Annotated in this window: 9 protein-coding genes, 1 pseudogene and 1 riboswitch; of the genes and pseudogenes, 4 read left to right on the plus strand and 6 right to left on the minus strand. The window is 72.5% G+C overall.

The genetic code is table 11. The features are described from left to right. Positions 1 to 199: 199 nt before the first annotated feature. Together ND748_RS12695 and ND748_RS12700 are read right to left on the minus strand one after the other, a co-directional pair. Positions 200 to 739, minus strand: coding sequence for a peptidase inhibitor family I36 protein (locus ND748_RS12695; protein WP_251745997.1), 540 nt, complete (start codon positions 737 to 739; stop codon positions 200 to 202). Between the two features lie 654 nt (positions 740 to 1,393). Next, positions 1,394 to 1,990: a TetR/AcrR family transcriptional regulator gene (locus ND748_RS12700; protein WP_251745998.1), complete on the minus strand. Its 597-nt coding sequence runs from the start codon at positions 1,988 to 1,990 to the stop codon at positions 1,394 to 1,396. 167 nt (positions 1,991 to 2,157) lie between these two features. After that, positions 2,158 to 2,239: riboswitch (cobalamin riboswitch) on the plus strand. A 53-nt stretch (positions 2,240 to 2,292) separates the two neighbouring features. Between ND748_RS12700 and ND748_RS12705 the strand changes: the two genes are divergently transcribed. Both ND748_RS12705 and ND748_RS12710 read left to right on the plus strand, forming a co-directional pair. After that, positions 2,293 to 2,505, plus strand: a complete 213-nt coding sequence (locus tag ND748_RS12705; protein ID WP_251745999.1) for a CbtB-domain containing protein — start codon at positions 2,293 to 2,295, stop codon at positions 2,503 to 2,505. 13 nt (positions 2,506 to 2,518) lie between these two features. After that, positions 2,519 to 3,412: a CbtA family protein gene (locus tag ND748_RS12710; RefSeq protein WP_251746000.1), complete on the plus strand. Its 894-nt coding sequence runs from the start codon at positions 2,519 to 2,521 to the stop codon at positions 3,410 to 3,412. Positions 3,413 to 3,596: 184 nt separating this feature from the next. Here the strand turns inward: ND748_RS12710 and ND748_RS12715 are convergent, their stop codons facing one another. The 3 genes from ND748_RS12715 to ND748_RS12725 all read right to left on the minus strand — a co-directional run bounded on the left by ND748_RS12715 (position 3,597) and on the right by ND748_RS12725 (position 6,311). Then, a complete protein-coding gene (locus ND748_RS12715) occupies positions 3,597 to 4,310 on the minus strand; it encodes a VIT family protein (protein ID WP_251746001.1) in 714 nt (237 codons plus the stop codon). Positions 4,311 to 4,517: 207 nt separating this feature from the next. Beyond that, the gene (locus ND748_RS12720) at positions 4,518 to 5,060 is read right to left on the minus strand and encodes a hypothetical protein (protein WP_251746002.1); all 543 of its coding nucleotides are present in this window, start codon (positions 5,058 to 5,060) and stop codon (positions 4,518 to 4,520) included. 588 nt (positions 5,061 to 5,648) lie between these two features. Further along, positions 5,649 to 6,311 carry a TetR/AcrR family transcriptional regulator gene (locus ND748_RS12725; RefSeq protein WP_251746003.1) on the minus strand — a complete coding sequence of 221 codons (663 nt, stop codon included), beginning with the start codon at positions 6,309 to 6,311 and terminating at the stop codon, positions 5,649 to 5,651. 125 nt (positions 6,312 to 6,436) lie between these two features. On the opposite strand from ND748_RS12725, the gene ND748_RS12730 reads away from it, so the two are divergent. After that, positions 6,437 to 7,489 carry an aldo/keto reductase gene (locus ND748_RS12730; RefSeq protein ID WP_374215910.1) on the plus strand — a complete coding sequence of 351 codons (1,053 nt, stop codon included), beginning with the start codon at positions 6,437 to 6,439 and terminating at the stop codon, positions 7,487 to 7,489. Between the two features lie 175 nt (positions 7,490 to 7,664). After that, positions 7,665 to 14,093: a TIR domain-containing protein gene (locus ND748_RS12735; RefSeq protein WP_251746005.1), complete on the plus strand. Its 6,429-nt coding sequence runs from the start codon at positions 7,665 to 7,667 to the stop codon at positions 14,091 to 14,093. Between the two features lie 81 nt (positions 14,094 to 14,174). Here the strand turns inward: ND748_RS12735 and ND748_RS35035 are convergent. Beyond that, positions 14,175 to 14,305 (minus strand): annotated as a pseudogene (locus ND748_RS35035) (hemin transporter); the annotation flags it as partial.

Raw genomic sequence — 14,305 nt, forward strand, 5'->3', positions numbered from 1 at the left:
TTTCGGTCCACCGACCGGCCGCCCGCCCGGCCGGTCAGGGCCGGTCCCGGTCCGAGGGGGACCGGGACCGGCCCTGAAACGGCACGTCGTCGGCGGAGCGGTATTACGGGTAATTTGGTGCTGCGGGTGCGGCTGAGCTATGGATGAATGGTTGCTTCGGGTCGAGTGGTCCGGCCGGTGAGTCGGCCACGAGTGGGGATCAGGTCCACTGGAACGATTCGACGTTGTTGGCGAAGGTGGGGGTGAAGTTGCCGCCGCTGCTCGGGCTGATGGTGCCCGAGGGGCCGGTGTAGTTCACCCCGTTGTAGACCCTGGCGGTGAGGTGCCGGTCGTAGTTCCAGGCGGACTCCGAGTTGTTGCCCACGATGGCACCCTGGCCGGCGCCAGGTGAATTGAACCTGTTGTCGTTCAGGTTGCTGTCGGCGAAGAAGAAGTCCGCGTGGCTGCCACCGAAGTTTGAGAGGTACCACAGGCAGAGGTCGCCGTCACCGTTGCTGTACAGGTTGCAGAGGCCGTCCACGTGCGCCGCGCTGACACCGCCGCCGTTGCGGGTGGCCTTCGTCGTGATGCCGGCGGCGGCGATCCCGCCCGCCGGCGCAGCGGGAGCGCTCGTCGACCCGCTGGTGGCACCGCCGCCACCGGTGGCAGCACTGGCCGGCTGCCCGGCCGCGATGATGCCGGCGGCGGCCACTGCGCCGACGGCGACGGCGAGACCCCGACGAAGATTCGTCTTCTTCATGAGTTGCTCCTTGCATCGATGAGAAAATGTTCCAACGCCGCTTCCGTGAAAGCGTCGCGCTGGGCGGACAATCCTTCCAGGCAGGTAATTTCGAATCGTCCGTGCGACCCCGCTCCCGTGGTCTGGTGTGTCGGCGGGCACGCTCGCGACTGGTTTAGCTGATACAGGGGTTGGTTGCGTCGCTGAGCTGTGTTTCGGGAAAGGTAACTGCCTGGTAAGGATGAATGACTGGTGCAGATCGAAAGTATGGCGTCGGCTTCGCGGTGTCCAGGAAGGCGCGGTAGCGCGTGTCGAACCGGCGCCCGGACATATCCGGCGGCGCATGTCCCGTTTAATCGGGCAAATGTGCGGTTCTTTTCGGCTGCCTACGGACGAATCAACGGACCGGCGGGCGGCCGGGCGCCGTCGGTGACGTATAGCCGACACCGTCGCCGGCCGGGTTTTCCGAAGCGGACCCGAGCGGTCCGCCTCTCGGCGCAATCAGGCCTGCGGCCGGCCGGCCGGGGTCGCTGGCGGCGTCGTTCCCGCGGGTGCACGGGCATCGTTTCGTCGCATGACCGCGGTCCCCACCAGAGGAATGGCCAACGACGACCTGTCCAGCTCTTTACCTGGCCATAGCCGCAGTGGTCATCCCGGTCAGGGACGAGAAGGGGATCAGCCCGCGGCGGGGCGAGGGAGCAGGGCGAGGGCCTGTTCGGCGGCATCGCGGATCATCGATTGCGGGGCGCCACAGGTGCCGACCGCCTCCAGCCCGCGCAGCACGACCAGCACGAGGCCGGCCAGCCGAGCGGGATCGTGGCCGGCGGCGAGTTCGCCGGCCCGCTGCGCCTCGCCGACGCACTCGGTCAGCAAGGCATGCGCCTCGGTGACAACCCGATTCACCCGCTGCGCCACCTCGGGGTCCGCGCCACCGAGCTCGGCGGCACTCTTGGCGATCAGGCAGCCGTGCCGGTCGACGTCGCCGGCGATGATCGACACCATCGCGCGGACGTGCCCCGCCAGCCGCTCGAGCGGGCTGCCAGGTGCGCTCAGATCGGCCCGAATCGCGGCGGTGGACTCGTCGCAGTAGCTGTCGAGCGCGCGCAGGAACAGCGCGTGCTTGTCGCCGAAGGCGCCGTACAGGCTGCCTCGGCCGAGCCCGGTGGCCGCCGTCAGGTCGTCGAGCGAGGTGGCGGTGTAGCCGGTCGCCCAGAACTGGTCACGCGCCGCGCAGACGACCTGATCCTCGTCGAATGTGCGTGGTCGCGCCATGCGATCGATGCTACCGCATTGTTTACCGTATGGTCCATATTGGGTGCTGGGGCAGGTGGACGCCCTGCGTCGGATCGGTCCGCTACCTGGGTAATCGCGTGGTTCGCGCGGTTCGTCCTCGTTGACAGGAGCCGGGCGCGAACCGCATACTCCGATCGCCTGTGTGAGGAAGCCGGTGGGAATCCGGCGCGGTCGCGCCACTGTGACCGGTCTGCCTGTCCGTGAGGGCGGCGGTACCGGGAGCCAGACCCGAGCGCAGGTGGTCCGAACAACCGGGACGCACGATCCCTCAGGGGGCTTACATGACCACACCCGTTGCCCAGCCACGGCAGCGATCCATCTCCTTGCCGCTGACCGCCCGCCGGGTGGCGCTCGGGCTCACCGCGCTGCTGTCGCTGCTGCTGCTCTACTTCATCGGTGTCGATCAGGGCGCCACGTCGTTGTTCGGCTCGGATACCCACATCCACGAGTTCGTCCACGACGCGCGCCACTTCCTCGGCTTCCCCTGCCACTGAGCGGGGCGAGGAGATGGAGTTCCGCTACATCTACCGCGGTCTGGGGGTCGGCCTGCTGGGCGGGCTGCTGGCGTTCGTCTTCGCCCGCATCTTCGCCGAGCCGCTCATCCAGGACGCGATCGACTACGAGGACGGGCGGCACGAGGCGCAGGAGGCACTGGACGCCGCGGCAGGTCTCGCCGCCGGCGCCCACGACCATGGCGAGGTCTTCAGCCGCTCGGTGCAGCGCAACCTGGGCATCGGCGTCGGGATGGCGCTGTTCGGACTGGCGGTGGGCGGCCTGTTCGTCGTCGTCTACCTGATTGTCTCGCGCCGCTGTCCGAACATCCGGCCGCGGGTGCTGGCCGCGTTGCTCGCCGGGGCCGGGTTCGTCGGTTTCTACCTCGTCCCGTTCGCGAAGTACCCGGCCAACCCGCCGGCGATCGGGCACGAGGAGACGATCGGCGCCCGCAGCGCCCTGTACGTGACGATGGTCGGGGTCTCGGTGGTCGCGCTGGGCCTCGCGGTCGTGGTGGGCCGGTGGCTGGCGGGCCGGGTCGGCGCCTGGAACGCGAGCCTGGTCGCGGGAGTGGTGTTCCTGGTGCTCGTCGGCGTCGCGATGGCCCTGCTGCCCGCTTACGGGCATCTCGGTGCGAACCGGGCGGAGTTCGGTGACTTCGCCACCGAGACCCCGCAGCCGCTCACGGCCCCGAACGGCACGATCGTCTACCCGGGATTCCCTGCCGACGTGCTGTTCCGGTTCCGCTTCTACTCGGTGGTCAGCCAGCTCATCCTCTGGGCCACGATCGCGCTCGCCTTCGGTCAGCTCGCCGAACGCCTTGCCGTCGCGCCCGCCCGCCGGCAGGGGCGGACCGCCGTGTCCGCGGCCGACCGGCCCGCCACCGCTGCGAGTACCGCCACGGGCTGAGCCCTGGCCCGTCCCGCCACCGAGGCGCTGTGTGGAAGATCGCCGCGGTGGCGGGCAAGGAGTAGGCGTGTGGCCACTGCGTGGCCACCGTGAGCAGAGCGGGCGTCCGGAGGTCGGGTCCACCGTCGTCGAACGGGACGGCGGTGACCCGGCCATCGACGAGATCGTCGTCGCCCAGCCTCCGTCAGGCGCCGGCGGCGTCGGCGAGGACACCGACGAGCGCGGTCACCGCCATCGCCGCGCAGCCGCCCAGCACGACGCGCAGCGTGGGACGCAGCAGCGGGGTGCCCGCGGCCCGCGCCGCCAGCGCTCCCGCGACCGCCAGGCCCAGCACGGTCACCGCAACGATGAGCACAAGCCGGGCGGTGCCCGCGGGCGCCGCCATCCCGGTGAACGGCACCAGCGCGCCGAGGGTGAAGCTCCCGGCCGACGCGGACGCCGCCTGCAACGGCCGGGCCTCGTTGGTCTCGTTGTGGCCGAGCTCGTCGCGCATGTGGGCGCCGAGGGCGTCACGTTCGGTCAGCGCAGCGGCGACCTTCTCGGCCAGGTCACGCGGCAGGCCGCGGCGCTCGTAGATGCCGACCAGCTCCGCGAACTCCGCCACCGGGCTCGCCTCGAGCTCCGCCCGCTCCACGGCGAGGTCGGCACGCTCGACGTCGCCCTGGGCGCTGACCGATACGAACTCGCCGGCCGCCATGGACAGCGCGCCCGCCGTCAGCCCGGCGAGGCCCGCGGTGAGGATCGCACCGCTCGACGCGCCGCTCGCCGCCACGCCGACGATCAGGCTGGAGGTGGAGACAAGGCCGTCGTTCGCGCCGAGGACGGCCGCCCGCAGCCAGCCGGCTCGCTGCGCGCCGTGCCGCTCCCGGTGCCGGGCCATCGTGCTCGCTGCCGCCATGTCCCGCATTCCAGCACGGCCAAACCAGACCGGACACCCGCGAATGCCCTTCCTCACTGTGACAATCGGCTCGCGACTGTGACAATCGGCCCGCGGCCCGCGGCCCGCGGCGCGAGCCTGGCCCGGCGCTGGCCGCAGCCCGAGGCGGTTCCCGGCGCTGCCCGCCGTCGCTCACTGGCCGCCGCCTCTCCTCGGCCGCGCCGCCGATCAGGCGCGATCGGGTCGACCCGCCCCTCTGCTCGCCGGCCGGCGGTCGAGCCAGGTCACGTACTGGCGCAGCCCCATGACCTCCCACAGCGTTTGCCGGCTCCAGCCGCCACCGTCGTGCACCCGGGCGTGGTGGGCGACCATCCGCAGTCCCTGCCCGCCGGCCGACTCGGGTCGCAGGGTGGCGCCGAGGATCACCACCGGGGAGTTCCAGCCGGCCGCGGACCGCTCGATCCGCAGCTGGCGCCCGATGAGGAACGCCAGCCGGGTCCGTGCCGGCGGATGCCGACGCGGGTGCACGGTGACGGATCCGACGTGCGGCCAGGCGGCAGCGTCCACCGCGGCCCGTAGCAGCGCGCCCGGTTCCACCGGCAGGAAGTCGACCTCGACGCACGCCTCGCCGGCCGGAGCGCCGAACGGGGCGCAGGCCAAGGGGGCGGGCGAGGCGGCGGGCAGGCCGGCGAGGACGAGGCCGTCGGCGTCCGGCAACACCAGCGCCGGCAGGTCGGCGGCTTCGATCTCCCATTCCGTGCCAGTGGTCATGCCGGCCGGCCGGGGCCGGGGGAGCGGTCCTGTCGGCAGGTCACCTCCAGCATGTTGCCGACCGGCACACGTCCCATCCGTCACCTTTCCTCAAGCGTCCATCGAGCATGGCAAACATCGGCCGGCCGTCCCAAGGGGGAAAACCCGGGGCGTCGGTCCTCCCGGCCGGGACGAGCCGAGTGCTGCCCCACACCGTCGCGTCGACGGGTCGGCGCGGGGACGGCGGAACCGACTGCCCTCCTGGCTGTTTGCGGCCACCCGACCGCACGACCTGCGCCCGCACCGATATCACCCGCGGCCACCGCCAGCCTGTTTCCAGCCCCACCGCGCCGTGCTCGCCGCCGCCGATCGATCCGCCGCCCCGCGACCGGCTTGGCCGAACCGGAACACCGGTCGAAATCGGCGCGATGCGCACCGATCGGGATCGATGCTGACTTCGAGGTCCCCCCAGGGTGAACAATAGATTCGCCATCGTTTCGCGCCGAGGATGCCGGGGTGACATCGCCGTGTCCCGTCAGGACCCAGCGGGGTTTGACCCGAATCTGTCCGGCTCGGCGCCCGGGGCTGCGGAGGATCGGCCCAAGGTGGTCAGCCGGCCCGCCGCGGTCGCGTGAGGGCGGTGTCGATGAGGGCGGCCGCGGCCGCCCGGGCGTCGGCGAGCGGCGCGGGATCGTTGAGCGAGGTCGCGAGCGCCGTCGCGCCCTCGAACAGGACGGCGAGCTGACGGCCGAGGGCGGCCGGATCGGGGGCGCCGGCCGCCTGGGCGGTCTCGGCCAGCAGGCGCGTGAACGCCGCCTTGTGCCGGATCACCGCCCGCTCGACCGCCGGGACCGTCCCGGCGGTCTCGACCGCGGCGTTGTGGAACGGGCAGCCCCGTAGCCGCCGGCCGCCGACCGCCGGGTCTGCTGGGCCTGCCGGGTCTGCTGGGTCGGTGGGAGCCGGGGGGTCGTCCGCGAACAGGGCGAGCAGGCGGTCACGGGGGAGCAGGTCGGCGCGGGCCAGGGCGCGCTCTCGCGGCGGCGCGGCGATCGTGTCCAGCCGGTGCAGGTACTCCTCGACCAGCGCGTTCTTGCTGGGGAAGTGCTGGTAGAAGGTCCGCTTGGAGACCTGGGCGACGTCGGTGAGCCGCTCCATGCCGGTGGCGTTGATGCCCTCGGCGTAGAAGAGCCGGTCCGCCGCTCGCAGGATCCGCTCCCGGGCGCCGCGCCCGCCACGCCTTCCCGGCGTGGCCTCGCCCCGATCGTCCGACATGTCGTCAAGGTAGACCGGTCGTTGTACTTCTGTCGAGCGCCCTGCTACCGTCACAGAAGTACACTGATCGTTCTACCTTGGTGGGCGTGACGGTCCTCGCCGCGTTCCGCCGCCGGGAGGACCCCATGCAGCACATGACCTTCGGCCGCGCCACCGGCCTGCGCGTCAGCGAGCTCGCGCTCGGCACCGGTAACTTCGGCACCCGGTGGGGCAGCGGCGCCGAGCCCGCGCAGGCGCGCAAAATCCTCGACCGGTTCGCCGAGGCTGGTGGGACGGCCCTCGACACCGCGGAGAGCTACCAGTTCGGCGAGTCCGAGGAGATTCTCGGCCGCCTGCTGGCCGGCACCCGGTCGCACTTCACCATCGCGACGAAGTTCGGCCTTGGAGTGGCCGGCGACGGCGGCGTGCTCGGCACCGGCAACGGCCGGCGCAGCATGGCCCGCGCCGTCGAGGGCAGCCTCGCCCGGCTCGGCACCGACTACCTCGACCTGCTGTGGGTGCATTTCCCCGACGCGGTCACCCCCGTCGAGGAGATCATGGGCGGGTTCGACGACCTGGTCCGCGCCGGCAAGATTCTCTACGGCGGCCTGTCGAACTTCCCGGCCTGGCGCGCGGCGCGGGCCGCGACGCTGGCCGAGCTGCGCGGCCTCGCCCCCCTCACGGGCGTCCAGTTCGAGTACAGCCTCGTCGAACGCACCGCCGACCGCGAGATCCTGCCGATGGCGCAGGCGCTGGGCTTGGGCGCCGCCCTGTGGTCCCCGCTCGGCGGCGGCCTGCTCACCGGCAAGTACCGCACCGGCAGCGCGGGCCGGCTGACCGACCTCGGCCGCCTCGTCCACATCGAGGACGAGGCTCGCAAGACCGCCGTCGTCGACGCGCTGCTCGCCGTCGCCGCCGACCTTGGCGTGCCGCCCGCCCGGGTCGCCACCGCCTGGCTGCGCGAGCACGCCACCCGCGCGTCGACCGCCCTCGTCCCGATCATCGGCCCGCGCACGATCGAGCAGCTCGACGACTACCTCGCCGCGCTCGACGTCCGCCTCGACGAGGCCCAGTACCGCCGCCTCGACGAGGTCAGCCGGCCCGACCTCGGCCAGCCCCACGACCAGGACGCCACCCAGCGGGCCGCGACCCTGGGCGGCGACGCGGCCGCGTTCCGCTCCTTCCTGCCCGTCGCCTGACCGCCTCTGCCCGTCGCCTGACCGCCTCTGTCTCGCCTGCCGGCCTCTGTCTCGCCTGACCGCCACTTCGACGGGGCGAGGCGGGCAGTGTGCGCGGGGCGACCGGTCTGATGCCTCGTGTCACAATTTGGGGGATGGCTACCGGGGGACTGGACCGGCCGTACAGCGACGGCCGGTGGGATTTCTTCATTCCTACACGGCGCGGGACCGGGCCTGGGCGGAGTGGATCGCCTGGCAGCTCGAGGCCGCGGACTTCCGGGTGCTCGTGCAGGCCTGGGACATGGTGGCGGGTTCCAACTGGTCCGCCGCCATGCAGGACGGCATCCGATACAGCACCCGCACCCTGGCGGTGCTCTCCGAGGCCTACCTGGATTCGGTGTATGGCAGGCAGGAGTGGCAGGCCGCCTTCGTCGCCGACCCGGACGGCGCGGCCCGCCGCCTGCTCCCGGTCCGGATCGAGAACTGCGAGCGCCCCGGCGTGCTCGGCTCCAGGGTGTCCGTCGACCTGTTCGGTCTGGCCGCGCACGGCGCCCGCGACGTTCTCCACAACGCCGTGCAGGCGGCGATCTCCGGCCGGGCGAAGCCCCCCGCCGAGCCCCACTTCCCGGGCGGCGGACCCATCCCGCCGAAGGCGTCGACCGGTCGCCGGGCGCCGATCTTTCCCGGGATTGCCGACGGCCCGCCGACCACGCCGATCACGCCGATCACGCCGACTGGTCTGTCGGTCGTGCCGTCCGGGTCCGAGACGCCGGGGGAGTGCCGCGCACTGCTCATCGGCGTGCCCGGCTACGACGACGAGGAGCTGCCCTCGCTGCCGTGGCTCGCGCCGCTCATTGATGCCACAGCCGAGTCACTGGAGCGGGTCGGCTACCGGGCCGACGTCCACGACCGGTCGCGGCTCGGTCACAGCGCGATCAAGTCGGCGATCCATGCCTTTCTGCGCGACGCGGCGGCCGACGACACGCTGCTGCTGGTCCTGGCAGGTCATGGGGTCCACCACGACGGTCGCGACTTCCTCGTCCCCGCTGACGCCGACCTCGGCTACCAGCCGTTCTGGGACCTGTGCGTGCCCCTGGACTGGTCCGCGAAGATTTCCCGCAGTGCCGCCGGCCGGGTGCTGGTACTCGTCGATGCCGCCGACGACTTCGCCGACGCCGAGGTGCGGGCGGCCGTGGCCGGCGACGGCTGGGCCACGGGCCGTCTCGCCCCCGCGGCGGGCACCGACGTCGCCTACCTGATCCGGGAGACGCCGCCTACGGGTGCTGGATCGCCGTTGCTGCGAGCCCTGCTGGATGTCCTGTCCACCCCCGCGGTGCCCGCCAACGTGCAGACGCTGGCGGAGAGGCTTCGCCACCGCCTGGCCATCGACGGGTCGGGGGACCCCGTTGCCGGACCGGTGCCCTGCACGCTGCGGTCCGTCCTGCACTGCGACCCGCGCGCGTTTCGCCCTTTCCCGGCCGTGGCCTCCCCGGGCTCACCGGCGTCCCCGGAGCATCCCTGGCGGCGTGCCGCCGACCGGCACGTCGCGTGGACGCTCGTGGCGAACAGTCCGGCCGCCGAGGAGCTGCGGACGGTGACCGTCGATCTCGTCGGTCGGCTCGGCGCCGCGCGCGACCATGCCGCCATGGCACTGCAGGCCGATTCCTGGCTCGACTCGATGCTCGCGCTCCGGCTGATGAAACGGATCGAGTTTCTCGTCCGTCGTCTGCCCGCCGACCCGCCGCCGCTCTCACCGGCCGAGGCCGGCCTGCTGATCGTGGTGCCATTCCTGCACGAGACCCTGTGGACGACCCTGGTCGCAGGGGCTACCGTCGCCCATCCCGGCGTCCCCGGGCCGGGCAACCGGCTGTCCGGCCGGGACGAGGTCGACCGGGCGGAGTTCGAGAACTTCACCAGGCTGCATCCGCGGCTGCTGCGCCGCATCGACCGGACCCGGCGCACCGGCGACACCGGCGCCGCCGAGGCCATCGGCTGGTGGCTCGCGCACCGCTGGGTGGCTCGGCGGCCGGCCTCCTACCGGGGTCCGGCCCTCGCCGGCCTGCTGGTCGGGATCGACCCGGACACACCCGCCGGTGAGGTCTTCACCGCCGGGCGGGCGAGCGCGCTGCTCACCGCGATACGCGCCGATCCCGCCCATCTCAACCGGCCCGGCCAGACCGCAGCGCTGCGCGATCTGGTGACGGTGGCACCCGCGACCGGGGACGAGATGACCCTGCGGGAGCGCCTCGTCGGCTACCTGGTGACCGTGGGCCAGCGGATGGCCCTCGAACCCGCCGCGCTGCCGGACGTCATAGTCGAACACCTCGGCGTGGGCGACCCGGTCGATCTCGGCCTGCTGGGTGAGACCATCCGCGGGGCGCAGTGGCAGCACCGGGGGCGCTCGAGCCGGGCCCTGTCCGCCCGCTGCCAGCACCAGGCCGTCCAGGTCGCCCTGGAACGCCACACCGCCGAACTCGACAGTCTGCTCGCCGAGGCGCACCGCGCCGCCGGGGAGATACCGGCGCTGGCGTACCTGCCCACCCACGCGACCGCCGAGGCGGTGCGGGCCGTCGAGGTCGACGGGCGGCCCGCCTACAGCTCGGCGGGCGCGCAGTTCCGGCTGGCCGAGGACAAGGTGCAGGAGTTGCTCATGGGCGAGCAGCTCTACGCCAACCGGGGACTGGCGATCCGCGAGCTCTATCAGAACGCCCTGGACGCCTGCCGCTACCGGCGGGCCCGCGAGCAGTACCTGATCCGCGCCGGAGGCCGGGCGACCACCACCTGGACGGGGCGGATCACCTTCACCCAGGGATTCGAGCCGGACGGCGGCGCCTACCTCGAATGCCGCGACAACGGCATCGGCATGGGCCTGCGCGAGCTCACCGACGTCTTCGCCGAGGCCGGTACCCGCTCGGTGGACCTGCCCGAGGTCGTCGAGGAGATGGTCGCCTGGAAGTCCTGCGACCCGCCGATCGAGTTCCACCCCAACAGCCGTTTCGGCGTCGGCGTGCTGTCCTACTTCATGATTGCCGACGAGATCACGATCGACACCTGCCGGCTCGGCCTCGACGGTCGGCCGGGTGACCGCTTCCGGGTCACGATCGCCGGGCCGGGGAACCTCTTCCGGGTCCAGAACCTGGGCCCCGGCAGCGCCGCGGGTACCAACGTGCGGCTGCACCTGAGCCGCGAGGTGGGCAAGGCCACGGTGAGCTGCGTCGATCTGCTCCGTCGCATCCTGTGGGTCGCCGAATTCGAGACGGAGGCCACCGAGGGCGTCGCCCGCGCGCACTGGCCACCGGGCGAGCTCGCCGACTCCGCCCCCGTCGGTGACGACGACCCGCTGGCCGGCCCCCCCATCCGCCGCTGGACGGCACCGATCGTCCCGGGCGGTGACGGCGTCTGGTGGGCCAACGGCCCAGGCGCCGTCCTCGCCGACGGCCTGTGGGTGGGCCGGATGGTGTTCGGCCTCGTCGTGAACCTCACCGGCGAGCTCACGCCGGAGCTCTCGGTCGACCGCAACGAGATCCGGGAGCTCGTCGACGAGGCGGCGATCGACGACCGGATCACGACCGCGGTGCCGACCCTGCTGGCCGCGGGCGCCTTCGACATCACCCAGGAGTGGCTGTCCGCACTGGCTCGCGACCTGCCACTGGTCGCGGACGCCGTTCTGCGGGCGCTGCTCGCGACCCCGGGCCGGACGTGGCCGGCGGCCGGCGGGACGGTGGTTCCCATCGAGCAGGTGGGATGCTTCCCTCTCGACGGGGAGCTACTGCCGGTGGCGGCGCATGCCCGCGTCAGCCACGGGATCAGCTATCGGTCGATACCCGATTCGATCATCTTTCGGCGCCTGGCGGCCTGGTCCGCCGCGACTGTCGCCGCCGGGGACGGCCCCTCCCCTTCCGCTTCCCCGTCCCTGCCGAGCGACTTCGTGTTGGCCGGCTGGTGGAACGACCGCTTTTCCGGCGTTCGCGCCGAGGTCTCAATGTCGCTGTTGTTGTTCCTCGCGGGCCGTCTTCGGCAGCCGGTAGCGGAGATCGCTCGGCGTCTGAGGGAGCTGGGTCTTCGCCCCGCCGAAGCACCTGCCGCGACGGTGGCGGAGGTGACGCGGACCGACCGGCTCCTGGTCACTGAAGATCTGGACGGACGACATCAGGTCTACTGGAATACCGTGCCGCTTGGGCACGCGATGCTGGCCGCCCAGCGCCTCGGACTCGGCCTCGAGGAGTCCATCCGGCGATTTCGCGCCCTTGGCCTGGCGGTCGGCCCCGCCGGCAGGGCCGTGCCGGCGCTGCACCCCTTCGATCTCGTGCTGCTGAGCACGGGACTGACCGGCCGATCGCCATGGCTGGGCAGTAGTCGGGTTCGCCTGTCGCACGTGCTGCGCGCCGCTCTGCAAACCGACCAGCCTGCGTCCGCCATCCGCGATCGGCTCGCGGCCCTCGGCTACCGAGTACCCCCGCTCGCGCCCGAGGCGGCGAGGTCGTCCGGAATCGATGCCGCGCGGATCTTCAACCTCGACGAGGACGGAGATCTCGGTCGGCGCCTGGTGCCCGCCGGATTCGTCCTCATGGCGGCGGCGCGGGCGTCCGTTCAGCCGCCGGAGGTCGCGCACCTGCTCGCTGAGCTCGGCTTCCCGGTCGCGCTGAGCGGAAGCCGGCTCGCTCACCTCGGCGAGCAGGAGTCCGAGATGTTCGCGAGGAACCTGAGCAGGACATTCCTACAGGTGGGGGAGCCCATCTCCCGGCCGGCCGTATGGCTCACCGCGCAGGAGACGTCCCGGCCGGGCCATGAGGTCGCCTCACTGCTGCGCAAGTACGGCTTCGCCGTGGCCGACCTCGACAGCCGCGCCGACGCCGAGGGACGCGCGGTCACCGGTGCGGACTACCGCGGGTGGGCGTGGCTCCTGCACCCGATCGGGCCTGAGGACGTGCTCGCCCTCGCGGCCTCGCTGAATCGGACGCCGGCGGACACGGCGCGCCTCCTGGACGGCCTCGGCGTCGGGGTGCCCGAGCTGACCGACGCCGTCCTGACCACGGAAGACAAAATCCTGTTCAGCCCCACCCTGGACAGCACAAACATCTCGCAAATATCAGAAGGCGGATCGTTTCCGATTGCCCACCTACTCGCGGCCGCGGGCCGGCTGCGGCGAGACCCCGGGGAGCTCGCTGCCCGCGTCCGGCATTTCGGCATCGCGATCGCCGACCCCACGGGATGGAACGCCGCTCCGCTCGACGCCGAGGACGCCGCGCTGCTCGCCCGCGATGTCACTCTCGACGGGCCGTGGCTGCCGGACGGTCCCGTCCCCACCGCCCACCTGCTTGTGGCCGCGGCCCGCACCGGCCGATCCCCGGCGGACGTCGCGCGCCGGCTCGGTGCGCTCGGCTTCGCGACCGAGCCGGTACCCGACGTCGCGCCGACCGGCGAGGACGCCCGGCTCCTGGTGGATCTGCTCGATGTCGTCGATCCGGTCACCGGAGCGGCCGGCTGGAGCGATCCGAGCCGGGCGGCACTGCTCGCGGCCGCGCACGCGACCGGTCGCGAGCCACGCGATCTCGCCCGATGGCTGGTCGACCTCGGGCTTGCGGCCCGCGGAACCGAAGCGCCCGGCCTCGCCTGGAACCAGGACCTCGACGTCGCGGTCGACAGCGACGATCTCGACCTGCTGAGTGTGGACATCGACGCACAGGGGCCCTGGCTGGCCGATGGACCTGTGCCCTACGGCCACCTGCTGGCCGTCGCCGGACTCACCGGTCGTCGGCCGGCAGACCTCGCCGCCCGGCTGCGAGAGCTGGGATTTCGGGGAACGCCCGGGATGGCGGACATTCCCGGGGTGGACGCCGTGGACATCGTCCTTCTCGCCCGGCGGCTGACCGGCGAGTCGCCCTGGCTGCCGGGCCGACACGTGCTGCCGCGGGCCCACCTGCTGCACGCGGCCTGCGTGCTCGGCTGTGATGTGGCCGAGGTCCGCGACCGGTATGCCCGGCTCGGCTTCGGTGTGCCGGACGAGTTGCGGGAGATCAACCGCGACGCGCGGACCGCGGTGACGGTCGCCTTCTTCCGGACCGACGCGGCCGGACCGGTGTCCGAGCCGATCTCGGCCGCGCAGGTTCTCGGCGTCGCGGAGTTCACCCGCAGGTCGCCCGACGAGGTGATGGCGCTGTTCACCGGCCTCGATCTCGATCTTGATGGGCAGGCTTTCGCGGCGGGGTCCGGGCAGCGGCCGGGCGGCGGTCCGCAGCCGACTGCCCGGGACGCGATCCTGCTCAGCGCGCGGCTCGATGGTCGCGGACCATGGCTTGGCCGCGGACCGGTTCCGCTGGCGCATGTGATCGCCGCAGCCGGATATCTGCGATGGACACCGGCGCGGGTACTCGGTCGGCTCGCCGCGCTCGGCTATGCGGGTCCGTCGCTGGCGGGGTCGGCGCGTGACGCTTTCGTCGACGGCGCCGACGCTTTGGTCGTCGCCATGCTCCGGGACTCGCGGGGGCGCTATGTCGATCGTCCGTTCTCTCGAGCCGAGATCCTCGTCGCCTCCTACCGTCTGCGCTGGCCGCCGCGGCGGATCGTCGAGCGGCTGGCCGTGTTCGGTCTCCCTACACCCGTCCGGGAGACCTTCGACCGCTGACGGCTCGTGGGCGACCTGCGCCGGTTCGGTGCGGTCGCCGCCGCCGGCCGAAAGCTCGGGCGGTCTGAACTCCGCAGATGGTCAGGCCGGGGAGCCGGCCCACAGGTCGGGGCCGAAGACCTCGTAGCGGATGCGCTGCGCCGGCACGCCGCGGCGCAGCAGGCCCGCGCGGGCGTCGCGCAGGAACGGCAGCGGCCCGCACAGGTAGGCGC

It is taken from the genome of Frankia sp. AiPs1 (genome assembly GCF_023716945.1).
GTDB lineage: Bacteria > Actinomycetota > Actinomycetes > Frankiales > Frankiaceae > Frankia.

Coding starts and splice junctions, on each gene's coding strand:
- ND748_RS12695 (WP_251745997.1), bottom strand. CDS start 739: ATGAAGAAGACGAATCTTCGTCGGGGTCTCGCCGTCGCCGTCGGCGCA.
- ND748_RS12700 (WP_251745998.1), bottom strand. CDS start 1,990: ATGGCGCGACCACGCACATTCGACGAGGATCAGGTCGTCTGCGCGGCG.
- ND748_RS12705 (WP_251745999.1), top strand. CDS start 2,293: ATGACCACACCCGTTGCCCAGCCACGGCAGCGATCCATCTCCTTGCCG.
- ND748_RS12710 (WP_251746000.1), top strand. CDS start 2,519: ATGGAGTTCCGCTACATCTACCGCGGTCTGGGGGTCGGCCTGCTGGGC.
- ND748_RS12715 (WP_251746001.1), bottom strand. CDS start 4,310: ATGGCGGCAGCGAGCACGATGGCCCGGCACCGGGAGCGGCACGGCGCG.
- ND748_RS12720 (WP_251746002.1), bottom strand. CDS start 5,060: ATGACCACTGGCACGGAATGGGAGATCGAAGCCGCCGACCTGCCGGCG.
- ND748_RS12725 (WP_251746003.1), bottom strand. CDS start 6,311: ATGTCGGACGATCGGGGCGAGGCCACGCCGGGAAGGCGTGGCGGGCGC.
- ND748_RS12730 (WP_374215910.1), top strand. CDS start 6,437: ATGCAGCACATGACCTTCGGCCGCGCCACCGGCCTGCGCGTCAGCGAG.